Annotated in this window: 30 protein-coding genes; 14 read left to right on the top strand and 16 right to left on the bottom strand. The window is 45.4% G+C overall.

Translation table 11 applies throughout. The features are described from left to right. Positions 1-7: 7 nt before the first annotated feature. From CL55_RS06295 to CL55_RS10695, 5 genes are all read right to left on the bottom strand, one after another. Positions 8-496 carry a glycine zipper family protein gene (locus tag CL55_RS06295; RefSeq protein WP_046330328.1) on the bottom strand — a complete coding sequence of 163 codons (489 nt, stop codon included), beginning with the start codon at positions 494-496 and terminating at the stop codon, positions 8-10. A gap of 35 nt (positions 497-531) precedes the next feature. After that, entirely contained in the window at positions 532-1,023 is a 492-nt protein-coding gene (locus CL55_RS06300; protein ID WP_052728786.1) for a hypothetical protein, read from the bottom strand. Between the two features lie 112 nt (positions 1,024-1,135). Next, positions 1,136-2,179: a Bug family tripartite tricarboxylate transporter substrate binding protein gene (locus CL55_RS06305; protein WP_237150471.1), complete on the bottom strand. Its 1,044-nt coding sequence runs from the start codon at positions 2,177-2,179 to the stop codon at positions 1,136-1,138. Next, entirely contained in the window at positions 2,124-2,687 is a 564-nt protein-coding gene (locus tag CL55_RS06310; protein ID WP_046330329.1) for a disulfide bond formation protein B, read from the bottom strand. Before CL55_RS06310 ends, CL55_RS06305 begins: the two co-directional genes overlap by 56 nt. Before the next feature lie 5 nt (positions 2,688-2,692). Beyond that, entirely contained in the window at positions 2,693-2,851 is a 159-nt protein-coding gene (locus tag CL55_RS10695; protein WP_170216999.1) for a DUF5993 family protein, read from the bottom strand. Positions 2,852-2,925: 74 nt separating this feature from the next. Here CL55_RS10695 and CL55_RS06315 point away from each other — a divergent pair, with 74 nt between their 5' ends. After that, positions 2,926-3,699, top strand: coding sequence for an enoyl-CoA hydratase/isomerase family protein (locus tag CL55_RS06315; protein ID WP_046330330.1), 774 nt, complete (start codon positions 2,926-2,928; stop codon positions 3,697-3,699). Between the two features lie 23 nt (positions 3,700-3,722). Here CL55_RS06315 and CL55_RS06320 read toward each other — a convergent pair whose 3' ends face one another. The 4 genes from CL55_RS06320 to CL55_RS06335 all read right to left on the bottom strand — a co-directional run bounded on the left by CL55_RS06320 (position 3,723) and on the right by CL55_RS06335 (position 6,281). Then, positions 3,723-4,415, bottom strand: a complete 693-nt coding sequence (locus CL55_RS06320) for a fumarylacetoacetate hydrolase family protein (RefSeq protein ID WP_046330331.1) — start codon at positions 4,413-4,415, stop codon at positions 3,723-3,725. Positions 4,416-4,506: 91 nt separating this feature from the next. Continuing rightward, positions 4,507-4,776 (bottom strand): SemiSWEET transporter, encoded by a 270-nt coding sequence (locus CL55_RS06325; RefSeq protein ID WP_046330332.1) that lies wholly within the window; start codon positions 4,774-4,776, stop codon positions 4,507-4,509. Between the two features lie 4 nt (positions 4,777-4,780). After that, positions 4,781-5,173 carry a c-type cytochrome gene (locus tag CL55_RS06330; protein ID WP_046330333.1) on the bottom strand — a complete coding sequence of 131 codons (393 nt, stop codon included), beginning with the start codon at positions 5,171-5,173 and terminating at the stop codon, positions 4,781-4,783. 82 nt (positions 5,174-5,255) lie between these two features. After that, positions 5,256-6,281: a substrate-binding domain-containing protein gene (locus CL55_RS06335; protein WP_046330334.1), complete on the bottom strand. Its 1,026-nt coding sequence runs from the start codon at positions 6,279-6,281 to the stop codon at positions 5,256-5,258. Between the two features lie 75 nt (positions 6,282-6,356). Between CL55_RS06335 and CL55_RS06340 the strand changes: the two genes are divergently transcribed. The 3 genes from CL55_RS06340 to CL55_RS06350 all read left to right on the top strand — a co-directional run bounded on the left by CL55_RS06340 (position 6,357) and on the right by CL55_RS06350 (position 8,292). Next, positions 6,357-7,178, top strand: a complete 822-nt coding sequence (locus CL55_RS06340; RefSeq protein ID WP_046330335.1) for an ABC transporter substrate-binding protein — start codon at positions 6,357-6,359, stop codon at positions 7,176-7,178. 65 nt (positions 7,179-7,243) lie between these two features. After that, positions 7,244-8,059 carry an ABC transporter substrate-binding protein gene (locus CL55_RS06345; protein WP_205621261.1) on the top strand — a complete coding sequence of 272 codons (816 nt, stop codon included), beginning with the start codon at positions 7,244-7,246 and terminating at the stop codon, positions 8,057-8,059. Between the two features lie 8 nt (positions 8,060-8,067). Beyond that, on the top strand, positions 8,068-8,292 hold the full coding sequence (locus tag CL55_RS06350; protein WP_046330336.1) for a TOBE domain-containing protein: 225 nt from the start codon (positions 8,068-8,070) through the stop codon (positions 8,290-8,292). An 89-nt stretch (positions 8,293-8,381) separates the two neighbouring features. Here the strand turns inward: CL55_RS06350 and CL55_RS06355 are convergent, their stop codons facing one another. Next, a complete protein-coding gene (locus tag CL55_RS06355; protein ID WP_046330337.1) occupies positions 8,382-8,963 on the bottom strand; it encodes a hypothetical protein in 582 nt (193 codons plus the stop codon). A 143-nt stretch (positions 8,964-9,106) separates the two neighbouring features. Between CL55_RS06355 and CL55_RS06360 the strand changes: the two genes are divergently transcribed. The 4 genes from CL55_RS06360 to CL55_RS06375 all read left to right on the top strand — a co-directional run bounded on the left by CL55_RS06360 (position 9,107) and on the right by CL55_RS06375 (position 12,003). Further along, the gene (locus CL55_RS06360) at positions 9,107-9,562 is read left to right on the top strand and encodes a GNAT family N-acetyltransferase (RefSeq protein WP_046330338.1); all 456 of its coding nucleotides are present in this window, start codon (positions 9,107-9,109) and stop codon (positions 9,560-9,562) included. Between the two features lie 16 nt (positions 9,563-9,578). Then, positions 9,579-9,998, top strand: coding sequence for a YbgC/FadM family acyl-CoA thioesterase (locus tag CL55_RS06365; RefSeq protein WP_046330339.1), 420 nt, complete (start codon positions 9,579-9,581; stop codon positions 9,996-9,998). Positions 9,999-10,021: 23 nt separating this feature from the next. Continuing rightward, positions 10,022-10,600 (top strand): cysteine dioxygenase family protein, encoded by a 579-nt coding sequence (locus CL55_RS06370; protein ID WP_052728787.1) that lies wholly within the window; start codon positions 10,022-10,024, stop codon positions 10,598-10,600. A 107-nt stretch (positions 10,601-10,707) separates the two neighbouring features. Further along, on the top strand, positions 10,708-12,003 hold the full coding sequence (locus tag CL55_RS06375) for a DEAD/DEAH box helicase (RefSeq protein WP_046330340.1): 1,296 nt from the start codon (positions 10,708-10,710) through the stop codon (positions 12,001-12,003). Between the two features lie 39 nt (positions 12,004-12,042). Here the strand turns inward: CL55_RS06375 and mmsB are convergent, their stop codons facing one another. Then, positions 12,043-12,924 carry a 3-hydroxyisobutyrate dehydrogenase gene (mmsB, locus tag CL55_RS06380; RefSeq protein ID WP_046330341.1) on the bottom strand — a complete coding sequence of 294 codons (882 nt, stop codon included), beginning with the start codon at positions 12,922-12,924 and terminating at the stop codon, positions 12,043-12,045. A 68-nt stretch (positions 12,925-12,992) separates the two neighbouring features. On the opposite strand from mmsB, the gene CL55_RS06385 reads away from it, so the two are divergent. Further along, on the top strand, positions 12,993-13,286 hold the full coding sequence (locus tag CL55_RS06385; protein WP_046330342.1) for a DUF1330 domain-containing protein: 294 nt from the start codon (positions 12,993-12,995) through the stop codon (positions 13,284-13,286). Positions 13,287-13,343: 57 nt separating this feature from the next. On the opposite strand, the gene CL55_RS06390 is transcribed toward CL55_RS06385, so the two are convergent. Next, positions 13,344-13,535: a hypothetical protein gene (locus tag CL55_RS06390; RefSeq protein WP_237150472.1), complete on the bottom strand. Its 192-nt coding sequence runs from the start codon at positions 13,533-13,535 to the stop codon at positions 13,344-13,346. Positions 13,536-13,879: 344 nt separating this feature from the next. Between CL55_RS06390 and CL55_RS06395 the strand changes: the two genes are divergently transcribed. Together CL55_RS06395 and CL55_RS06400 are read left to right on the top strand one after the other, a co-directional pair. Next, positions 13,880-15,463, top strand: coding sequence for a rhodanese homology domain-containing protein (locus tag CL55_RS06395; protein ID WP_156156318.1), 1,584 nt, complete (start codon positions 13,880-13,882; stop codon positions 15,461-15,463). Positions 15,464-15,739: 276 nt separating this feature from the next. Further along, the gene (locus CL55_RS06400; protein ID WP_237150473.1) at positions 15,740-15,991 is read left to right on the top strand and encodes a TIGR02450 family Trp-rich protein; all 252 of its coding nucleotides are present in this window, start codon (positions 15,740-15,742) and stop codon (positions 15,989-15,991) included. A gap of 48 nt (positions 15,992-16,039) precedes the next feature. Here the strand turns inward: CL55_RS06400 and CL55_RS06405 are convergent, their stop codons facing one another. After that, complete coding sequence (locus CL55_RS06405; protein WP_046330344.1) at positions 16,040-16,567, bottom strand: hypothetical protein; 528 nt, start codon at positions 16,565-16,567, stop codon at positions 16,040-16,042. 115 nt (positions 16,568-16,682) lie between these two features. Here CL55_RS06405 and CL55_RS06410 point away from each other — a divergent pair, with 115 nt between their 5' ends. Then, on the top strand, positions 16,683-17,072 hold the full coding sequence (locus CL55_RS06410; protein ID WP_046330345.1) for a group II truncated hemoglobin: 390 nt from the start codon (positions 16,683-16,685) through the stop codon (positions 17,070-17,072). Positions 17,073-17,099: 27 nt separating this feature from the next. Here CL55_RS06410 and CL55_RS06415 read toward each other — a convergent pair whose 3' ends face one another. Genes CL55_RS06415 through CL55_RS06425 form a run of 3 tightly spaced genes read right to left on the bottom strand, consistent with a single transcriptional unit; the run spans position 17,100 to position 19,745 of the window. Then, positions 17,100-18,317, bottom strand: coding sequence for a BaiN/RdsA family NAD(P)/FAD-dependent oxidoreductase (locus CL55_RS06415; protein ID WP_046330346.1), 1,218 nt, complete (start codon positions 18,315-18,317; stop codon positions 17,100-17,102). A 14-nt stretch (positions 18,318-18,331) separates the two neighbouring features. Then, entirely contained in the window at positions 18,332-18,847 is a 516-nt protein-coding gene (locus CL55_RS06420; RefSeq protein ID WP_046330347.1) for a hypothetical protein, read from the bottom strand. 40 nt (positions 18,848-18,887) lie between these two features. Further along, positions 18,888-19,745, bottom strand: a complete 858-nt coding sequence (locus tag CL55_RS06425; protein WP_052728788.1) for an LOG family protein — start codon at positions 19,743-19,745, stop codon at positions 18,888-18,890. A 208-nt stretch (positions 19,746-19,953) separates the two neighbouring features. Here CL55_RS06425 and CL55_RS06430 point away from each other — a divergent pair, with 208 nt between their 5' ends. Together CL55_RS06430 and CL55_RS06435 are read left to right on the top strand one after the other, a co-directional pair. After that, entirely contained in the window at positions 19,954-20,166 is a 213-nt protein-coding gene (locus CL55_RS06430) for a hypothetical protein (protein ID WP_046330348.1), read from the top strand. A 104-nt stretch (positions 20,167-20,270) separates the two neighbouring features. Then, positions 20,271-21,224 (top strand): NAD(P)H-hydrate dehydratase, encoded by a 954-nt coding sequence (locus CL55_RS06435; protein WP_237150474.1) that lies wholly within the window; start codon positions 20,271-20,273, stop codon positions 21,222-21,224. Positions 21,225-21,230: the final 6 nt, after the last annotated feature.

Below are 21,230 nucleotides of genomic sequence, written 5' to 3' on the forward strand. Positions count from 1 at the left end.
AATTGTTTTACTGAATGGGTTTAAATCCACTGCTTGGAGGTCTGTAGTTAGAGCCCCCTCCCTGTGATGGATAACTCGGCACCTGATTACCTTTAGAGTACATGCACTGCTGATAAGCGATGTTGTATTGAGCCTGGGCTTGGTTTTGTTTACCAGAGGCATTCATGGCACCCATGGCTGCGCCACCAAGCAAGCCAATGCCAGCACCAGTGCCGATGTTCTGACTGCTACCTCCCTGAATTACAGCACCAGCTGCAGCGCCGATAGCTGCGCCGATTGCAGCACTAGTTGCACCCTCTTTTAAAGAAGCATTGCTGGTATCTTTAATTGCATTTGCAGCAAAATCACGGCACTGCTGATCTTCCTGCTGAAACACATCAAATGGCTTGCCTTCACGCGGCATGATCGCGATGGTTGGACCAGTTGGCGCAGAGACGCAAGCAGCTAAAGAGGCTAAAGAGCTGATGATGGCCAAAGTCAGTACAGCACGTTTCATATTCAATCTTTCAATCAAGTCAATTAGTTAATTAATTAGTTTTGTCTCTGCTGTCTGGTAGGCGCACTACCAGATGGCGGCATTGCTGGCTGAGTCTGCCAACCTGATGCACAACTTTGTACATATGGAAAATATTGACCACTCGCTTCGCAGTAATACCAAACTGGAGCTTGAGGCTGAGAAGCTAAGACCATCGGCTGTTGAGAGGCTGCATAGCTCACTACTGGTGGCGCTGCATAAACAATCGGTGGCGCATAGTAAGCACCAGCATAAGGGTAGCCATAAGCAGGCCCGTAATAACCACCCCTCCAGCCCGGGCCCCATCCACCACCATAACCCGGCCCATATGCTACAGGACGCCAACCGCCGCCATAGCCGCCTCCATAACCCCCGCCAACAGAAACCGCCCAGCCGACATTACCCGCCTGAGCCGATAATGGTGCAAGCACAAGTAATCCCGCTACCGTGAGGAGCGTCAGCATCACTTTAGAGATGCCAAATGGGTATTGCAGTTGAGCAGTATTCATAGTGGACCCCTTTAAATGGTCGCCTCCTACTATCTTTAACGCTTCACCTAAATCTAGGCTGACAGGAATTGGGCTTTTATTGAGATATTTATTACTTTGTCGTGTGTAACAGCTACTCTAATTTTGCGCCTGATTTGTAAATAACCCTAGCCCATTTATTCGTCTCGGATTGGATCAGTTTATTGAGCTCTTGGGGACTTCCTGGCGCCGGTTCCAAACCACTAGCGCGAAGCTTGTTTTTGACTTCGGCCTGATTGAGGGTTTGGCGAGTCAAGGCATTTAAACGCTTTTGTAAGGCTGGAGGTAGATTTGCTGGCGCCATAAGAGAAAACCAAGACGTTGCCTCAAATCCAGGCAAGCCTTGCTCAGCCATGGTCGGAATCTCTGGAGCTACTGGTGAGCGTTTTAGAGTCGTTACTGCTAAAGCCTGAACCTCTCCCGCCTTAATCAACGGTAGTGATGAAGACAGGTTGTCAAACAGCATAGAAATACGTCCACTAACAAGATCCGGCAAGGATTGAGCTCTACCTTTGTATGGAATGTGACGAATCTGCACTCCCGTCATTTCTTTAAAGAGTTCGCCAGACATATGCAACGAAGTGCCGACACCAGATGAGCCAAAAGTCAGCTCATTGGGTTTGGCTTTGGCGAGCTCAATCAGTTCATGAAGATTGTTAACACCTAACTTCTTGTTCACCACTAGTACATTGGGGGTGCTGGCTAAAAAACTAATGGGCGTGAAATCATTGATCGGATGAAAAGACAACTTCTCATAGAGAGCACCGTTGATTGTATGTATGCCCACCGTGCCAATCAGAAGCGTGTAGCCATCTGGCTCGCTCTTCGCCACTAGCTCAGCACCAATATTACCGCCATAACCAGGACGATTTTCTACTAGCACTGGAACGTCTAGACTCTTCTGCCAACTGTCAGCCAGTACACGCGCCAAAATATCGGGCGCCCCACCAGGCGTGAAGGTCACCACAATTTTGATGGCCTGTTTAGGCCAAGCAGTATCAACTTTGCTTGTTTGGGAGTAAGCGAAATGATTCAGTCCCAAGAAAACTAGCAGGGCTAGAAAACACTTCATAGGCACAGACTTAAAAACCAAAACGCGTGCGCAACCAAATCCAGCCATCATATTGAACGGGATCATCAACACAAGGGCCAATACCGCATTCCAACAAAGTAGATGCTAGATTAGCAAAGACTAAAACAATAAATAGAATGATTAATGCATTGGCAAACAGCGAGCGCGAGCGCACATCTCGGTTAGGCAACATCAATAGAATTGCTAGTCCTGCGATAAGCCCAAGATAAGCCACAAAAGCCCAAGTGTAGAAGTGCAGCTCTAGAAAGGTAGCTCCAAATCCTTTATCTCCTGGCAAAACATGCAAGAGCACTTGGCGCAAAGACACCATCATGCCGACTAGGCCACCGATGATACCCCAGCCATAGTGAGCAGAATGTGCTCCACAACGAATATTGAGCACTAGTGCAAAGCCGATAATCACAAAACCCATACGCTGCATCAGACACAAGGGGCAAGGTAATTCACCGAAATAGAGTTGATCGACAAAGGCATAGGACAACATGCCAATAATTGCAGCTAAGGCTAACTGATTACCAAGACCCGCCAAGGAAGAAAAAGAATGCTTACTCATCTTGTTTAGAAATTCAGATTGAGATGGTTATTCGCATGAATGCGGAACCAGAACATCAAAATGCCAACGGTAATAGCAAGGACAAACAAGCCTGCCAGACGTTTCTCAAACCACACAAGGACCAGACCGATAAAGGCTGTCAGAAAAGGTAGGAACATATACATGAATGAATTCTATCGCAGGTCGATCCAGACCCAATAACAAGTGACTCAAAGGGTCTTTTGTTTAGAATGAGATCATGACATCCATCTCACCCTGCATCGACCTACAGCTTGATGGCTCTATTGCTCGAATCACCTTTAATAATCCCACTGCACGTAATGCCTTGACCTGGCCGATGTATGAAGAACTCAAACGAATTTGTGATGCCATAGCCAATACGCCAGAAATCAGAGTGGCTATTTTTAGAGGCGCTGGTGATAAAGCCTTTGTATCGGGCAGCGATATTGAACAATTTGTAGACCTCCAAAAAGATGAAGCCTATGAAGTTGCAGTAGATACCATTTTTCACTCCCTCCAACATTTGCCTATTCCGACAATTGCACTCATCGAAGGATTGGCAGTGGGTAGCGGCTTACTCATTGCGACTGCATGTGATTTCAGAATATCGACCGATGATGCGCGCTTTGGTATTCCAGTTGCAAAGACTTTGGGTAACTGTCTATCGCCTAGTAATCTATCTTGGATCGCTTATCACTTGGGCGTACCAATGGTAAAGCGCATGTTACTCACTACAGAACTTATTAAAGCACCCGAGTTACTCAACTCAGGCTATCTCTATCAAACTACTTCGCCTGATGCTATTACAGAACTCACTGAAGCCTTGGCAAGTAAATTAGTGGCACTCGCACCAATTACACAAAAGGCGAGCAAAGTTACTTTGGCACGATTGATGGAGAGCAACTTACCAGATTGCACCGAACTCATGCGCGAGACTTACAACAGCGTTGACTTCAAAGAAGGAGTCAATGCCTTCCTTGAAGGACGCCCGCCTCAGTGGCTTGGTAAGTAATTTTTGTTAGACCAATCGCAGAACTAAACGATCTTGATTTTCAGAGGGCTCAGACCTTCAACTGATCCCTCAAGTACATCACCTTTTTTCACAGGACCCACGCCTGCAGGAGTACCAGACATAATCAAATCGCCTGGCTCAAGTGTGAACAAAGTAGAGAGGTATGCAATGGTGTCAGGAACATTCCAGATCAGTTGGTTTAAGTCGCCCTCTTGGCGAACTTCGCCATTGACCAAGAGTTTGACTGTGCCTTTAGTAGGATGGCCAAACTGAGTGGCAGGTGTCAGCGCTGCACAGGGGGCGGATTGGTCAAATGCTTTGCCGGTATCCCAAGGGCGACCCATTTTTTTTGCTTCACCTTGCAAGTCACGACGAGTCATATCCAATCCAACTCCGTAACCATAAACATGCTCTAACGCTTTATCCGCAGGAATATTGACGCCGCCCTTACCAATCGCTACAACCATCTCAATCTCATGGTGAACATCATTTGACAGGTTTGGATATTGCATATCTTTACCATCAGTCACAATTGAGTTGGCCGGCTTCATAAAAAAAAATGGCGGCTCACGATCGGGGTCATGACCCATCTCACGGGCATGATCAGCATAGTTACGCCCAACGCAATAGATGCGATTCACCGCAAAACGGCGGGTATCACCTACTACAGGTAGCGATGGAACGATGGGGGGATCAATAACGTATGCAGTGCTCATGAATGGCCTTTGTAATGAATGTCTAATTTTTAATAACTCTGATCAAAATAAATTATGACATTACTTGAATCAATGTCATTACTGCCCCTTACTACCCCTTACTACGGAGCTTGAGCATCAAGATGCTCAGTGCCAAGGCAAAAGTTAATGCATTAGCCAAAATCAAGGGCCACTTCTCAATAATGAGACCGTAGATCAGCCACAAACCCACCCCAGCAGTAAATAAGCTATACATCCCTACCGAGATCCCAGAAAGATCTCGGGTACGCCAAGATTGAATGGCCTGAGGCAGAAAGGCAATCGTAGTTAAAAATGCAGCGCAGTAGCCAATGATCTCAATCTGATGTGGCAGTAAAGTCATGCGCTTACGGCTTCTTATTCAGGCTCGCTTTACGCGCTTCAATTTCCTTGTTGATGGCTGCTAGGGTTTTTGCGTCAGGAGTCTTCCAGTTGCCACCGGCCTTATTGACCATATAAACCAGTGCCTCTGAGAATCCTTCCACCGAGAGGTTGGGATTGCCGCCTTTAGCAGGCATTCCTCTCACGCCAACATAACCATGTGCAGTGAGGATGACCTGACCTTCGGCAATCAATGGGGCCCACTGAGCTTTATCACCAAATTTGGGAGCCTTGAGAACGCCAGCGCCATGGCAGGCTGCGCAGACTTGCTTATAAGTATTCTCACCGGATTCAGCAAAGGCGGCTAATGGGGAGAAAAAACAAGCGGCAAGAATAAAGGGGTGAAGGAGCGATTTCATAGGTAGCTTCTCTAAGATAAGTGGGTATGACTGATAATTTATCTCATTTTTCAATCGGCGTACTCATTTAGGCTTGCGCTAGTTAAAGCCAACCTGCAATCTGCCGCTTGAGCCCGATCGACTTATAGCCCGGACTGGCGCTGGAGAGAACCCGAATTTTCCGAATCAGTTTTGCGAAATCGGTATTAAGGCTCAGATCCTTGTTCATGGCAAGAAAGAAGATTTCGTCTTTCAATTGAATGAAATCTAGCCCATTCTCTAATGCAATACTTTTGACACCCATGCCGGCATCTGCTTTTTTAGCCAATATCGCTGTAGCGATTGCGGTGTGGGTGAACTCTTCATTTTCGTAGCCCCTGATGCCCTGCGCATCAATACCTTCCTTAGCCAAAATGGTGTCTAAGAGCAAGCGAGTACCAGATCCTTTCTGGCGGTTAATAAAACGAACTTTGGGTCTTAGTAAATCTTTAGGGGAAATAATATTGAGTGGATTACCTTTCGCCACTAACAGACCTTGTACACGCTTCATTACGGGGAATATTTGCATCCCCTCTTTTTGCAGTTGCTTGGAAATAATCAAGGAACTTTTGGGATCTGAAACATGGTAACCGGCAATATCAACTTCATAATTTTGTAAACGCTCCAAAGCCTCACCTGATCCAGCAGTAATGAGTTCAAAGCCACCAATATTTAAAACCGCTTTCTGAATGATCGGATCACTACTACTAGCAAAGCGCCATTGTTTTTTGGCCCTCACTCTAAATTGAGCAAAACCCTCTTCTAGGTGCGAGAGACTGGATTGCCCCAATCGCATAGTCTTTTGATCAAAGTCTTCGGTAAATTGGATCAAGTATCTTGCGTATTCTGATAATTGAGAGCCATGCCCCCTCACTCGATCCATCAACTTAAATCCTAAGGCTAGCTCTACATCGTTGAGTTTTTGCCAAACATTTCTATAAGATAGCCCCATCTTTTTACAGGCAGACATGAGCGTTTTACCGTGATCAATGTCTTTTAATAAGGCAGTCAACCACACCAAATCCACTACAGCTGGATCTTTAGCATTCTTATTTCCAAAAACTAGGGTTGGCCGAATCTGAATTCTCATATGTAATTTTTTGCATATTGATGTTTTGTAATATGACAAATCTTAACCGAACCTACCTTATGGAGCTCTACTCAAATGAAATTCTCACTTAATCGATTAATGGCAAGCAGTATTGCTGCACTGATGCTGATCAGCAGCTCAGCTTACGCACAAGAGAAAAGCATTGTTCTTTCCTCAACCACCTCCACAGAGCAATCTGGTCTTTTTGGATTCATTTTGCCTATCTTCAAAATGAAGAGCGGGATTGATGTCAAAGTAGTTGCTGTTGGAACCGGTCAAGCCCTAGACATTGGACGTCGTGGCGATGCAGATGTCGTGTTTGTTCATGACAAACCTGCCGAAGAAAAGTTTGTTGCTGAGGGTTTTGCAACAAAACGTACTGAAGTCATGTACAACGACTTCGTCTTGATTGGACCCAAATCAGATCCAGCCAAAATTGGCGGTGGCAAGGACATCAAAGTCGCATTTCAAAAGATCGCTACAGCACAGGCACCATTCGTATCCCGCGGTGACAAGAGTGGTACACATGCGGCTGAATTACGCTACTGGAAAGATGCTGCTGTCACTGTGGCTCCAAGTGCTTGGTACAAAGAAACCGGCTCAGGTATGGGTCCAGCGTTAAATACTGCTTCAGCAATGAATGGCTACATCTTGGCTGATCGCGCTACTTGGCTTTCATTTAAGAACCGTGGCGATTTAACAATCCTAGTTCAAGGTGACCCAAAGCTATTTAATCAATATGGCGTGATGTTAGTAAGCCCAACTAAATTCCCACATGTGAAAAAAGCTGAGGGCCAAGAATTCATTGATTGGATTACTTCTAAAAATGGTCAAGACGTGATTGCCAGCTATCAAATTGGTGGCGAACAACTCTTCTTCCCGAACGCCAAGAAATAATGCATATGAAATATCCACATCTATTCACTAGTACCCTACTCACCACTTTGCTATTAGGACTTGGAATGCAAACATCGACAGCGCAATCCACTCCGCCAAAAGTAGAAGCTACTTATGGTCAAGGTGCTAAGAGCTTTAAATTAGCCACTGGTAGTCCTGGTGAGTTGGGTTTACTACAACAACTTGGTGAGGCCTTTGATAAAAAAGAAGGTGCGCGCTTGGTGTGGATTAAGGCAGGAAGCGGCGCCTCCCTCAATTTGCTGAAAACGAAGCAAGTTGACATGATCATGGTGCATGCACCAGATGGGGTTAACAAGGCAATTGCTGAAGGATGGGCAACTGGTAGAACGCTGATTGGATCTAATGAGTTTTATATAGTGGGCCCTAAAGCTGATAAGGCCAAGATCCAATCTGCAAGTAGTGGTGCAGATGCTTATACAAAGATTGCGAAGACCCAAGCCAACTTTATTTCTCGAGGTGATAAATCGGGTACGCACCAAAAAGAAATGGATATTTGGAAAAAAGCGGGGGTCGTGCCAGAGGGTAATTGGTATATCGTGACTAATGACTTTATGACGGCATCACTCAAAAGAGCGAATGCAGATAAGGCGTATTTCATGACAGATAGCAGCACTTGGGTGGCAGAGAAAAATATCGCTCCTGAGTTGCAGATTCTGTATCGAGGTGACCCTTACTTAGTCAATACCTATGATGCTTTAGTAGCACCTGTTGGTGCAACTGAAAATCGCGATATTGCCGCTAAGTTCATTCAGTTTGTAGCATCCGATGAAGGTCAGACCATCATTCGTAATTATGGCAAATCTCAGTACAAAGAAGCCCTCTACAATGATGCCGTCTACGCCAAACAATACGTCCAATAGGAGAAATCATGGAACTTAAAGTCAAACTCAGCGCACGCAATACTCTTAGCGGAAAAGTAGTTGAACTCAAAATGGGTCAAACTACCTCTCACGTTAAATTAGATATCGGTGCTGGCCATATTGTTACCGCCTCCATTACCAATGAGGCAGTCGATGAGCTCAATCTCAAGGTTGGCGATCAGGCTTGGGCAGTCATTAAAGCCTCTGATGTCATGATTGCTAAAGACGCTTAAGTTATTAGCTGCCATGCAAAAGGCCCGCATTGCGGGCCTTTTTCTTTACTACATCAGCACTAAGTCATGCTGAATACATTATTGAATGCTTACTTCTTCGGTGTTACGAAACCAATTGCGGTGTCGTCAACGAACTCAACCAATACGTCATCACCAGCCTTAAATTTCTCAAGACCTAAAACGCTTTGATCCACCTTCACTCTTTGCTTCTCACCTGATGGCAATGTGAATGTCACAACACGAGTCTTTGCATCGATTGTGCTAATTTTGACGGTTGCATAAACAGTATCAGTAGTCTCTTCAAATGGCTTAGCTGAACCTTTGCCAGAGATGACGACCGCGCGGACACCTGAAACGCCAGGCTTGGCATCCTTAGGCGCAGCAACTAAACCAACTGCAATCGCTTGAGCGTGCTCAACCACAAACAGATCGCCCTTCTTCACTTTATCCAAATCATTGATTTGCTTGGATACATTCATTTGAGCCAAGTTACCGTTAGCGTCTTTTAGAACTACGATGCGCTTCTTTACGTCGACTGAATCAACAGTAGCAGTTAATACAACTGCTTCGGCTGCCAAAGGCAACATTTTTGCTGGTGCTTGAGCAAATACTGAGCCTGCAACAACTAAACCGAGTGAGGCAACTAATGTAGCTAGTAAAGATTTCTTCAAAATAACTCCTAAATAAAGGTTTTTTAAGGGGCAATGCCAAGCAAAGCCACTAATCCATTCTAACCATGAAGTGAGTTACTTTTATGTCTTAGAGATCATATTCACACCTTTAATGGGTGTAATTTGCTACATTGGAAGCGTTTATGACTCATTCGCAGATCCCTGTCGTGATCCTGATTAAAACTTGGAAGGACGCCAAGTTGGATGCTTACTTCATTCGAAAGCGCGTCTTTATCGAGGAACAAGGCGTTCCAGAAGAGATGGAGCTCGATGAATTCGACCTCAATGCTCAGCACGCGCTTGCCTATGCAGACTCAGAATGTATAGGTACGGCTCACCTAGTTACCCTACCTGGGAGTGTTGGAAGCAATGGAAGAATTGGACGCATGGCGGTATTGCCAAAGCATCGAGGGCAAGGTGTTGGTAAACAACTACTGGAGACTTTACTCAAAGCCTCCCAATCTCAGGGTATTAAACAAATAGAGTTACACGCCCAAGTAACAGTAATCCCGTTTTATGAGCAATTTGGGTTTATTGCCCAAGGCGATGTTTATGACGAAGCCGGCATCCCACATCGCGATATGATTCTACGTATCTAATAGTATTGAAATGATCATGACTCAAACTAATCACCCCCCTTTTCTTTTTCGCGTTTGCTACTCCGATACCGATGCAGCAGGCTTTGTGTATCACGCACGTTATTTAGAGATCTTTGAACGCAGTCGCTCGGAATGGCTTCAGCAGCGAGGTTTAAGTCCAACAAAATTGGTGAATGAGTTTGGCATTCTTCTGCCCGTTCGAGAGCTCACGATGAACTTTCATAGGCCAGGACGCTTGGATGATCTCTTAAGCATTGATCAGCTGATTGAGCATCGTGGTCGCACTCAAATTGCAGTCAAGCAAACTGCTAAACGAATTGTTACGGGTAGCGAGCCCGAGCTGATTGCCAGCGCTGTTCTTCATATTGTTTGTGTTGATACCACCACCCTTAAACCTAAGGGCCTTCCTGATTGGCTGTTTGCAGCCGATCAATAAGACTTTAATTTGGGAGCACACGTATGCAAGAAGGAAAATTACTGAGCTTTGTAAAAGGTCTCGCAACGCTACTGGAAACCCATCCAAGTGAAGAGATCATTTTCTCCAAAGGTAAAAAACTCTTAGAAAACTTAATCCAGTCTTATGACTGGCTGTCAGAGGAGTTTTGTAAACCACATCCGCAGTATTACCAGCAATACTTGTTGTATGCAGATCCATTAGATCGCTTTTCCGTAGTGAGCTTTGTCTGGGGTCCTGGGCAAAAGACGCCGTTGCATAACCATACCGTCTGGGGAATGATTGGTCAGTTACGCGGGCAAGAACGTAGTGCCGACTATTACCGCCAGCCTGATGGCAGCTATCAAGCCGATCAGTCTTTTATTTGCGAGCCTGGTCAAGTAGCTACCGTATCTCCCAGCACACATGACATCCATGTAGTTGAGAACGCCTTGAGCGACCAAACCTCTATTAGCATCCATGTTTATGGTGGCAACATTGGCCGTATCGAACGGGCTGTATTTGATCCGGCTACAGGTTCAGAAAAATTATTTGTCTCGGGGTATGCCAATTCTGTAACGCCAAATCTTTGGAATGCGGCCTGATAGCTTAAAATAGCGACTCTTTCTGCAAACACTCCAAGTGTGGCAGCTCACCCCATTGGCCGGGATAGTCGTTTAATTGAATACGGGCCAATATTTATTTGGCTCCTATGTTATTTACAGATCTTGGTTTGTCAGAACCTATTCTTCGCGCGATTAGCGAGGAAGGCTATACCAGCCCCACCCCTATTCAAGAAAAATCAATTCCCGCCGTATTGAAGGGTGGAGATTTACTTGCCGCCGCTCAAACTGGTACCGGTAAAACTGCCGGCTTTACCCTGCCGATTCTTCAGCGCTTAAGCAGTACAGCTAAAACTGGTGGCAAGCGTCAATTACGTGTATTGATTTTGACTCCTACCCGCGAACTAGCTGCTCAGGTTCAAGAATCCGTCGTAACCTATGGCAAATATACGGGTCTTAAATCGACTGTTATTTTTGGTGGCGTCGGCGCTAATCCTCAAATCAAAGCCATTGCTGCAGGGCTCGATATTTTGGTGGCAACACCGGGCCGCTTGCTCGACTTAATGTCACAGAACTGTGTCTCACTCGCCAATATTGAAATTCTGGTACTTGATGAAGCAGATCGCATGTTGGATATGGGCTTTTTGCGGGACATTAAAAAGATCCTAGCAGTATTACCAAAGCAACGGCAGAACTTATTATTTTCAGCGACCTTCTCCACCGAGATCAAAGCATTAGCTGATGGCTTGCTGAATTCACCAGCATTAATTGAAGTAGCGCGAAGCAACAGCACCAACGACGCTATTGCCCAACTCATCCACCCAGTAGACAGAAACCAAAAACACCCTTTGTTAGCCCATCTGATTAAATCAAATCAGTGGCAACAGGTTCTGGTGTTTACTCGTACTAAACATGGCGCTAATAAATTGGTTACTCAGCTTGAGAAAGATAGTATTACCGCCATGGCTATCCATGGCAATAAGAGTCAGAGTGCTCGCACCAAAGCTTTAGCAGAATTTAAGGATGGAAAAATCACTGTTTTAGTAGCTACTGATATTGCTGCGCGCGGTATCGACATTGATCAACTACCCCACGTTGTGAACTACGACCTGCCAAACGTCTCCGAGGATTATGTTCACCGCATCGGTAGAACTGGTAGAGCTGGCTCAAATGGAGTTGCAGTTTCTTTAGTCTGCGTTGACGAACATCAGATGCTTCGAGATATCGAAAAACTCATCAAGCAAAAGTTGCCGCAAGAGATCATTGCTGGATTTGAGCCAGATCCAAATGCCGTAGCGCAACCAATCCAATTAAGAAGCCAGCAACACCAGCAATCCAGAAAGCCTAGGCCAGGCAATGCTGGCGGTGGTAAAAGTGGCGGTAGCGGCGGAGCTAGACCTGCAGCTAAGCGTAGTAGCCCGCCAAAACGCAGCTTTAATCGATAACTGTAGAGCATGAAACGGGCTGCATTGAAGAGCCCAATCTCAATCTAGTTTTAGATTAAAAACACTGGAAAAATCGAGTTGCCCATTGCCAGCTTGACTATGGACTTCGTAGAGTTTGCGGGATAACTCTCCAAGCGGAACGCTCGCATCTAAATCACTTGCATTCTCAGTAGCTAAGCTTAGATCTTTTAGCATCAGATCCACGCCAAAGCCACCCGCATAACCTTTTGAAGATGGTACGCCATCCATGACTCCAGGACAAGGGTTGTAGAGCTCTAACGCCCAGTTACGCCCAGAACTCTTAGACATGATGTCGGAGAGTACCTTAGGGTCCATCCCATTGGCAATGCCTAGTCGCAATGCCTCGCTCGTGCCGAGCATCTGAATACCCAAGAGCATGTTGTTGCAGACCTTCACAGTTTGGCCGCTACCGCTTGCACCTGCATGAAAGATATTTTTACCCATCTTCTCTAGCAATGGTCGAGCTCGATCAAGATCTACGGCATCTCCACCGACCATAAAGGTCAAGGTTCCGGCCTGAGCACCGGCGGTTCCTCCGGATACGGGTGCATCAATCATGGCAAACCCTTTAGCTTTTGCTTGGGTAGATATAGCTTGCGATACCTTGGGAGAAATCGTGGAGCAGTCGATGAGTAAGGCCTTGGGATTGGCTATAACAAGTAAGCCAGAATTACCCAAGTATAAAGCCTCAACATGTCGTGAGGCCGGGAGCATGCTAATAATGACATCTGCATCAGCAACGGCATCGGATGCACTCAGCACAGGAAGTCCGCCGCCAGCCTTAAACGCATCTAGTTGAGCCTGAAGCAGATCGAACCCTTGAACCTGGTGACCTGCTTTCACTAAATTAAGGGCCATAGGAAGACCCATATTGCCCAAACCTAAAAATGCGACTTTCATATGCGCCCCGTATGCAATAGTAAAGTTCTAATATCTCACTATAGCTTGCTAAATTTCTGGAGAATGAAATGACTATTAAGGTAATTGGTCTTATTCAGCTGAATGATCTTGAGGCATTTGAGGAGTACCGGTCACAAGTAGGAGATACGGTGAGCCTCTATCAGGGCAAAATCCTCTCTCGTGGATCCTTCAATACATTTTTATGGAATGAATTGAAATGTGATTCCTTTAGCGCCTTTGTAGAGCTAGAGTTCCCAGATCTAGAGCACTCAGAATCGTGGGCCAATAGCCCTGAGTATCAAAACTTACTGGCAATTCGCAGTAAAGCCATGAAGCTCACGTTATTTTCTGTCAGCGTATAAAAATAAAGCCCGGCTCCTTGTGGGGGCCAGGCTGAATTCAATTTAAGGTAAGAAGAGTTACTTCTTAGCTTCCATGGCTTCTTTGGTAGCAGTAATTTCTTTGCGACGCTCTTTGCATGCACCAGCAATTTCTTGCAAGGCTTTGCGAGCACGAGCAGCGGATGCCTTGACACCCTTTTCAATAAACTTTTCGTTCTCTGCTTTGTAAGTTTCAAAAGCAGCCAACAATGTATCGTGTTGTGACATCATGTCTCCTAGATCTTTAATTAAAGTTTGAGTATTGAGCTCGGAAATAGTATATCCCCATAAAAAGCGGGGAATTACAGGTATAGTCTTAGGGATAACTCTTATATCGCCTAAATCCTCCAAAATATGAAAAACTATTAAAAGCATTGGAGACGAACATGAAAAACAAAAATATCTCATTCATGGTCAGGCACTTACATTAAATAAGCTGGTGACCTCCGCGCTCCTATAGCCCCCTCTAGTGCTGAACATGGGCATCTCTGTGCTGCGTGAGTATTGAATATTTCCTAGAATTAGCTCCTGAATTAGCCCCTAAATTAACCGCCCAATTAATACAGAAAAGAATGATGTCCATCAAAAATCAAGACTATGCTTTTGTCCGTAATAAGTTGCTCAAAAAAGAAGAGATCGCGCTATTAGATGTTCGCGAAGAAGATCCCCATGCTCAAGAGCATCCTTTGTTTGCTGCCAATCTTCCACTCTCACGGATTGAGGTTGATGCGTTCAGCAAGATTCCTAGAAAAGATGTGCCGATTGTGACACTTGATGATGGTGAAGGGCTTGCCCAATTAGCAGCGGAAAGACTTTCTAAGCTTGGCTATGTAGATGTTTCAGTATTTGAAGGCGGCGTTACAGGATGGAAGGCTGCTGGCGGAGAAGTGTTTAAAGATGTGAATGTTCCCAGCAAATCTTTTGGTGAATTTGTGGAATCTAAGCGGCATACACCTTCCCTATCAGCACAAGAAGTGAAGAAATTAATTGATGATAAGGAAGATGTAGTGGTGGTGGATGTCCGTCGCTTCGATGAATATCAAACCATGAGTATCCCGACGGGAATTAGCGTCCCTGGTGCAGAGCTGGTTTTGCGCCTTCCAGAATTAGCACCCAATCCTAAGACGAAGATCATCGTCAATTGTGCAGGAAGAACACGCAGCATTATTGGCACTCAATCACTCATTAATGCCGGCATTCCAAATGAAGTGAATGCATTACGTAATGGCACGATTGGCTGGACCTTGGCTGGTCAAGAGCTTGATAAAGGTCAAAGTCGTAAATTTAAAGAGGTAAGCGAAAGCACTGCTGCCAAAGCTGCTGAGCGCGCACGCAGCGTCGCAGATCAGGCTGGGGTGAAGCGAGTGAAGCTTGCCGATATCGAGCAATGGAAATCGCAGGCTGAGCGAACTACCTATTTCTTTGACACAAGAACACCTGAAGAATATGAAACAGGCCACCTTCCTGGATTTAGGTCCACACCGGGCGGACAATTAGTTCAAGAAACAGAAATGGTTGCGCCTGTTCGTGGTGCACGTATCGTGCTATCCGATCCGAGCGGCGTTAGAGCCAATATGCCGGCATCATGGCTTGCGCAAATGGCTTGGGATGTCTATGTCATTGATGACATCAAAGCATCGGATCTGACGGAGAAAGGATCCTGGGTTGCGCCTCAGCCGCAAACTCCTCAGATTCAGATGGTAGATGCGAATACCGCTGCATCATGGTTAAAGGATGATGGCAAGACAATTTGCATTGATCTCAGTACCCATGCAAATTATGTCAAGGGCCATATTCCAGGTAGCTGGTTTGCACTACGCTCTCAATTTGCCAGTGCCTTAAAGAATCTTCCCGTAGCAAATCGCTATATTCTCACCAGCACTACAGGTGATTTAGCCGTATTCGCCGCACAAGAAATTCAGGGGCTCACTCAGACGGAAGTACACGTATTGTCTGGTGGTAATGCGGCATGGAACCAGGCTGGTCTTGAGCTTGAAAAAGGGGCTACACATTTAGCATCACCCCCAATGGATCGCTACAAGCGGCCATACGAGGGAACCAGTGTTGATCCAGCAGCGATGCAAGCCTACTTAGATTGGGAATTTGGTTTAGTAGAGCAACTTGGTAAGGATGGGACCCATCACTTCTGGGTACTTTGATAATAGTGACATACAAAACAATCGCCCTCTTCATATTGGCTTTAGGGCTCTCAGCTTGTGGGCGAGATACCTACACTACCTGGTCGTGCACAGACAGCGCTGGAATTAAATCCCCCCTAATTCTCAAAAAAGCGCAGATGCAGTTTCAGGATCGCCAATATGACTACTGTGGAAGCCTTGGTCCACTGAGTTATTTTGACCTGAAGTGCCCTGCTCAAATTCAGGACTCCAGCAATATTTTTACGACTAGCTCAGGCAAACTTGTCAGCAACACAAATGAGTTTCGATGCAATGAGCTCTAAAGATAAAAATCTCCTTAGCCCTAAAAAATTACTACTGAGTAAATGGACGGCGGTAAAACCAAGCCATAAGAGAAAACACTTTTTAGTCAGCAAAGTCATTCTTCCAGAGTTACCAGAAGCGGCAATTGAGTTTGTAGAGCTAGAGGCGGTTTTTGACCAGCATTCCCAAATCATTCCTTGGCGCGAGCTTAAGAATACTGAAGTCTGGCTACAAGGCTGGGTATAAAAAAAACCGCCAATACATTGGCGGTCTCTGAGAACTTAGTTAAAAAATCTACTTTGACTTCTTGCTTGTATCTGAAGATTTTCTCAAATGCTCTTCGATATTTTTCTCAGCAGCATCAGCAACTTGATTCACAATTTTACGACCCTCTTTAAACATCTTCTGACCAGCGGTTGACATATCATGAACCACTTTGGATAACTTGTCAGCATGTCCCGGCAACTTACCTTCGACATCCTCAAGCCAGTTCACTAAAGAGCTGCGAACTTTTTCCAAATGCTTTTCAGTTCCATCAGCCGCATCATCACCAATGTCTTTGAGAACAGATTTCACTTTCTTCTGATAAACAGTCGCACGTTTAGCAGCTTCCTTGGTAGCCTGATCCTGAAGCTCTTTCAGCTTAGCGAGGTCATTTTTGGCTGCAGACTTGGCGCTCTCCATCGCATTTTTCATGCCCCACTGAATCTCTTCAAGATGGTGCGCACTGAGATCTTTAGCCGCATCTAATAATTTATGGGAATAGGCAAATAACTCCTTAGCCTTTTCTTGCTGCCATGCTTGAATATCTTTATTGTCCATTGCATTCCTCCTTGAGTTAAATAAACATTCTGATCAGTTAAAAAAGCATTCTTCTACTCTATACCGAAATCACATTCTTGCCAATTCCCCGCTATCTTGGCATTAAAATTGGGACATGAGTGAGAGAAAAAACCCATATGACATGATTGGTGGCGCAGCTAAGATCGAGGAACTAGTCGATCGCTTCTACGATTTAATGGCGCTAGAAGAACCCTTCGAAGCATTAAGGGCACTTCATTCCCAAGACTTATCGAGCTCCCGAGAAAAGCTCAAACTCTTTTTGTCAGGTTGGCTGGGAGGCCCTGACGTCTACTCCCCGAAACATGGCCACCCCATGCTGCGTGCGAGACACTTACCTTTCAAGATTGGCCTCAAAGAGCGTAATCAATGGCTAGCCTGTATGTATCGCGCAATGGAGGATTGCGGAATTGATAGTCAGATTGGCGCCCAGCTAGAAGGGTCTTTTTTTAACACTGCCGATTGGATGAGAAATCAGCCAGACTAAACAGAGTATTGAAGTTTCGGGGACTCTCTAAATAGATTGCGCACAGGCAAAGCCGCTAGCCCAAGCCCACTGAAAGTTATGACCCCCAAGATGTCCCGTAATATCGACACACTCACCAATGAAATATAAACCCGGATGATTTCGGGTCATCATGGTTTGACCATCAAGCTCTTTAGTATCTACACCGCCCAACATGACCTCCGCTTTTTTCCAGCCCAACGTTCCAGCTGGCTTTACTGACCAATTAGTAATGAGCTCTTTCAGTGACTGGCGATCCTTTTTAGAAACTTCAGCCCATTTTTTACCTAGGAGATTTTTTTGCTCAGCAAATGCTTTTGCTAAACGCAATGGCATTACTGAAGCCAAGATATTTTCTGTCAATTTGAGTCGATTATCTTCATGATTAAATAATTCATCACAACTAAATTGTCCGTTAGCCTCTACTGCGCCTAACCAATCAACGTGAATTTCTTCACCTTCGGCCCAGTAACTACTAGCTTGTAAAACTGCAGGTCCGGACAGACCCTTGTGCGTTAAGAGTAGATCCTCGTTAAAGCGACATGCACCATAACGATTTCCCTTGGAACCTGCCGCAATGCGCACAGGCAAGCTTAGGCCAGATAATTCAATGAGGTTATCGAACTCGCCGGAAGTAAATGACAGCGGTACTAAAGCGGGACGAGGATCAATGACCTTCAGCCCAAATTGCTTAGCAATATCAAGCGAGAATGCTGTTGCGCCAATTGCAGGGACTGGTAAACCCCCGGTTGCCATTACCAGAGATCTTGACCTCTCAATGCCGGAATGTGTTTTCACATGCCAGCTACCTGCTTCATTAGAAATCGATTCCACCTCGACTGGATGGCGGATATCGACATGACCTTTAGCGCATTCAGCAAGCAACATCTCGATAATTTGCTTTGCTGAATCATCGCAAAATAATTGACCCTGATGTTTCTCGTGATAAGCAATGCGATAAGTCTGTACTAGCTTAATAAATTCTTTTGAGGGATAACGCGCTAGAGCACTTTTTACAAAATGGGGGTTTAGGGAAAGAAAGTTTGCTGGACTACTATGCAAGTTGGTGAAGTTGCATCTCCCCCCACCACTAATTCGAATTTTTTCACATAAGATGTCAGCATGGTCAAGCACTAAGACTTTCTTACCTAATTGACCAGCAACACCAGCACAAAAGAGTCCAGCTGCTCCACCGCCAATAATGATGGCATCCCATGCCTTACTCATCTTTGACTCATGCCTTACTTAAAGCGCTCAATGACTTCAGGTGCTATTTTTAGTTTCTGCATATGTAAACGGGTATAGGCTTGACGGAAATTCTTGGTCATGGAGATCATGACCGATGCGGTCCATGCAAAGGCAAACATCCCCGAAAAGGCAATGATGATCGCCAGCATCTTCCAGCCACTCGGTAAAAGATCATCCATGAAACCCATTGCTGTATAGGTACTGCCACTGAACAAGATACTCTCACCTAAATTTGGCAGGAGATTAAATACTCGAAGTGCGATACCCCAAAGAATGATCTCAAAGATATGAATCAGAAATAAGCACAGCACGCTGACATAAAACACGAAAGCCACTGACGAGTATTTATGCTCCGACAAATATAAAAATGACTTCACTTCGTAGCGCTTTGCAATTTGGAGCAAAGCAAATCCATGCACCAGCATCACGATGAGGAGCATAGCAATACCAAACAAGTAGGCTGGCAAATCTAGCTCGGAAGTGAGGGTAACGGTATTGGTAACGGACATAATCTTTGGGGGCTATTTTACAGATCTTATGAATATTCTCTTAGGCCAATTGATACCAATTTCGAATCACGACCCAGGCCTCATCGGCAGTTTCCACAAAATGGATTAAATCCATATCCGCTTGATCTATTACGCCATGATCCAGCATCTGCTTGAAGTTGATCACCTCCAGCCAAAATGCCTTTCCAACCAAGATGATTGGGAAACGTTCCACTTTTTTGGTTTGCATCAAAGTGAGCACTTCAAAAAGCTCATCAAAGGAACCAAAGCCGCCTGGGTAGGCCACAATCGCCCTTGCCCTGAGCATGAAATGCATTTTACGAATCGCAAAATAATGAAAGCGAAAGCTCAAGCCCGGGGTAAGGTAGGGATTGGGATACTGCTCTCTTGGCAGGCTGATATTAAAACCAATGCTCTTATCCCCAGCTTCAAATGCACCACGATTAGCGGCCTCCATAATTCCGGGGCCTCCACCAGTGGCAATGTGAAGTTTGTTCCGATCCTCGGATTGAGTTGCGTTGTAGCTTGCAACAATGGACCCAAACTCTCTAGCTGAATCGTAATACTTGCAGTGCAGTAAAGCGCGTTTGGCTTCAGCTATCGTCTCTGGGGTATTGGCCTGTTTTTCCAGATCTTGAGCTTTATCACAAGATATAAAACGGGTGGATCCAAAAACGGTAATCGTATGCTTAATACCTTGCTCATGCAATAAGATCTCTGGTTTGAGTAATTCCAATTGAAAGCGCAATCCTAAAGTTTCTCGACGCGCCAAAAATGCTTGGTCATCAAACGCAAATTGATAGGAGTCTTTAGAGCTGTCTTCTGCCAACTGGCTTTTTTGAAGATTCAAAAAATCAGTAATTGTTTGAGCGTTATTTACAGGGAGTCTTGGACTCATATGGGCACCTTTATTCCAAGCTTTAACAATGATCCATCTTGAATCCTGAACATGATTCTTGCGCTGATGCGCCCAAGAAACATTGCTTCAGAATTAGTATTACTACCTAGAATATTGCATTAATTTCGCATCTAGGGCTTATTCGGATTTACCAGAAGCGCTTCAGGCATTAATATATGTTCATATTAACCAAACCGAAGGAAATGCAATGAGCAACCGTTCAATCATCATCATGGTACTAGTATTAATCTCTGCTACAGCCTATTTACTCATCAAAGGCGACGGCGACATTGATATGGGTGGCGAGAAGCATGGTGCTGAAGCTGCTCACATGGAACAGGCTAAGAAAGATGCTCCTGCAGCTCCTGCAGCAGCTCCAGTTGCTCCTGCAGCCGCTCCAGCAGCTGATGTAAAGAAATAATCTCTTCTTGAGATAAATAAGCCGCGGTTCGCCGCGGTTTTTTTATGCCATTTTCTGTATCGCCGCCATTAAATTAAAAGGTTATTTGTAGATGCTCTGGAGTAATGGCATTACTCCACCCCAACTCTTCACGCATACTCTGCTATGAAGCCGCTCATCAGAGCGATACTATGGATATGACACCCCCTAGAGAACTGAAATCTCTCGAACTCATCACTCGGCTTAAGCGAGCACCCTCAGAACATAAAGGGAGTGCGGGTAAGGTGCTACTCGTTGGCGGTGCGCCGGGTATGGCTGGAGCTCTCATGTTGTCGGGTAAGGCTGCACTTCATCTAGGGGCGGGTTGGACTATTCTAGAAATGCTAGATCCCACATCTGCTCATGCACTACCGGAACAAGCCGAGCTCATGGTCCGCCTTGCCAGCTTTAATGCCCGAGTTCAATTAGAAACTACCGCACCAGATGTTATTGCGATTGGGCCAGGCCTTGGTTTTTCTGCACTAGCTAAAGATTGGTTAATAGCCTCACTATGTTTTCCAAAAGTGCCCCTTGTGATTGACGCCGATGCACTCAATTTGATTGCCGATAACCCAGAATTTTTAGATCTCCTCAAGCAGCGTAATACAGCATTTCCAGGCATGACCGTACTTACTCCACATCCCGGGGAGGCAGCACATCTTCTTAACATCACTGCAGCCGCGATACAAGCAAATCGCACTGCAGCTCTCTCTGATTTAGTCAAACTCACTAATTCTATTGTTGTTCTCAAAGGTCAACATACGCTAGTTGCTTCGCCTCTTCACCCAGTAGAGCAGTGCTCTCAAGGCAACCCCGGTATGGCCATTGGTGGCATGGGCGATGTCTTAACCGGCACTATCGCAGCCCTTGCAGCCCAAGGCATCCGCCATAATCTGGATCTGTGGGAGTCTAGCTGTATTGGGATACAACTACACGCTACTGCAGCCGATAGTTTGGTAGCGCAGCAAATTGGCCCCATTGGACTTACTCCATCAGAGCTTATTTTGGAGATGCGGAATCTACTCAACAAGCTGTTATAAAACACC

The organism is Polynucleobacter duraquae, from assembly GCF_000973625.1.
In the GTDB taxonomy this organism is placed as follows: Bacteria; Pseudomonadota; Gammaproteobacteria; order Burkholderiales; family Burkholderiaceae; genus Polynucleobacter; species Polynucleobacter duraquae.

Bases quoted from the DNA above. Each gene is read 5' to 3' on its own strand.
- CL55_RS06365 (WP_046330339.1), top strand. From the start codon at position 9,579: ATGACTCAAACTAATCACCCCCCTTTTCTTTTTCGCGTTTGCTACTCC.
- CL55_RS06420 (WP_046330347.1), bottom strand. From the start codon at position 18,847: ATGTCCGTTACCAATACCGTTACCCTCACTTCCGAGCTAGATTTGCCA.
- CL55_RS06430 (WP_046330348.1), top strand. From the start codon at position 19,954: ATGAGCAACCGTTCAATCATCATCATGGTACTAGTATTAATCTCTGCT.
- CL55_RS06295 (WP_046330328.1), bottom strand. From the start codon at position 496: ATGAAACGTGCTGTACTGACTTTGGCCATCATCAGCTCTTTAGCCTCT.
- CL55_RS06385 (WP_046330342.1), top strand. From the start codon at position 12,993: ATGACTATTAAGGTAATTGGTCTTATTCAGCTGAATGATCTTGAGGCA.
- CL55_RS06375 (WP_046330340.1), top strand. From the start codon at position 10,708: ATGTTATTTACAGATCTTGGTTTGTCAGAACCTATTCTTCGCGCGATT.
- CL55_RS06405 (WP_046330344.1), bottom strand. From the start codon at position 16,567: ATGGACAATAAAGATATTCAAGCATGGCAGCAAGAAAAGGCTAAGGAG.
- mmsB (WP_046330341.1), bottom strand. From the start codon at position 12,924: ATGAAAGTCGCATTTTTAGGTTTGGGCAATATGGGTCTTCCTATGGCC.
- CL55_RS06425 (WP_052728788.1), bottom strand. From the start codon at position 19,745: ATGAGTCCAAGACTCCCTGTAAATAACGCTCAAACAATTACTGATTTT.
- CL55_RS06330 (WP_046330333.1), bottom strand. From the start codon at position 5,173: ATGAAATCGCTCCTTCACCCCTTTATTCTTGCCGCTTGTTTTTTCTCC.
- CL55_RS06390 (WP_237150472.1), bottom strand. From the start codon at position 13,535: ATGATGTCACAACACGATACATTGTTGGCTGCTTTTGAAACTTACAAA.
- CL55_RS10695 (WP_170216999.1), bottom strand. From the start codon at position 2,851: ATGTATATGTTCCTACCTTTTCTGACAGCCTTTATCGGTCTGGTCCTT.
- CL55_RS06395 (WP_156156318.1), top strand. From the start codon at position 13,880: ATGTCCATCAAAAATCAAGACTATGCTTTTGTCCGTAATAAGTTGCTC.
- CL55_RS06410 (WP_046330345.1), top strand. From the start codon at position 16,683: ATGAGTGAGAGAAAAAACCCATATGACATGATTGGTGGCGCAGCTAAG.
- CL55_RS06305 (WP_237150471.1), bottom strand. From the start codon at position 2,179: ATGATCCCGTTCAATATGATGGCTGGATTTGGTTGCGCACGCGTTTTG.
- CL55_RS06300 (WP_052728786.1), bottom strand. From the start codon at position 1,023: ATGAATACTGCTCAACTGCAATACCCATTTGGCATCTCTAAAGTGATG.
- CL55_RS06350 (WP_046330336.1), top strand. From the start codon at position 8,068: ATGGAACTTAAAGTCAAACTCAGCGCACGCAATACTCTTAGCGGAAAA.
- CL55_RS06335 (WP_046330334.1), bottom strand. From the start codon at position 6,281: ATGAGAATTCAGATTCGGCCAACCCTAGTTTTTGGAAATAAGAATGCT.
- CL55_RS06435 (WP_237150474.1), top strand. From the start codon at position 20,271: ATGGCATTACTCCACCCCAACTCTTCACGCATACTCTGCTATGAAGCC.
- CL55_RS06325 (WP_046330332.1), bottom strand. From the start codon at position 4,776: ATGACTTTACTGCCACATCAGATTGAGATCATTGGCTACTGCGCTGCA.
- CL55_RS06320 (WP_046330331.1), bottom strand. From the start codon at position 4,415: ATGAGCACTGCATACGTTATTGATCCCCCCATCGTTCCATCGCTACCT.
- CL55_RS06370 (WP_052728787.1), top strand. From the start codon at position 10,022: ATGCAAGAAGGAAAATTACTGAGCTTTGTAAAAGGTCTCGCAACGCTA.
- CL55_RS06340 (WP_046330335.1), top strand. From the start codon at position 6,357: ATGAAATTCTCACTTAATCGATTAATGGCAAGCAGTATTGCTGCACTG.
- CL55_RS06360 (WP_046330338.1), top strand. From the start codon at position 9,107: ATGACTCATTCGCAGATCCCTGTCGTGATCCTGATTAAAACTTGGAAG.
- CL55_RS06400 (WP_237150473.1), top strand. From the start codon at position 15,740: ATGAGTTTCGATGCAATGAGCTCTAAAGATAAAAATCTCCTTAGCCCT.
- CL55_RS06415 (WP_046330346.1), bottom strand. From the start codon at position 18,317: ATGAGTAAGGCATGGGATGCCATCATTATTGGCGGTGGAGCAGCTGGA.
- CL55_RS06310 (WP_046330329.1), bottom strand. From the start codon at position 2,687: ATGAGTAAGCATTCTTTTTCTTCCTTGGCGGGTCTTGGTAATCAGTTA.
- CL55_RS06345 (WP_205621261.1), top strand. From the start codon at position 7,244: ATGCAAACATCGACAGCGCAATCCACTCCGCCAAAAGTAGAAGCTACT.
- CL55_RS06315 (WP_046330330.1), top strand. From the start codon at position 2,926: ATGACATCCATCTCACCCTGCATCGACCTACAGCTTGATGGCTCTATT.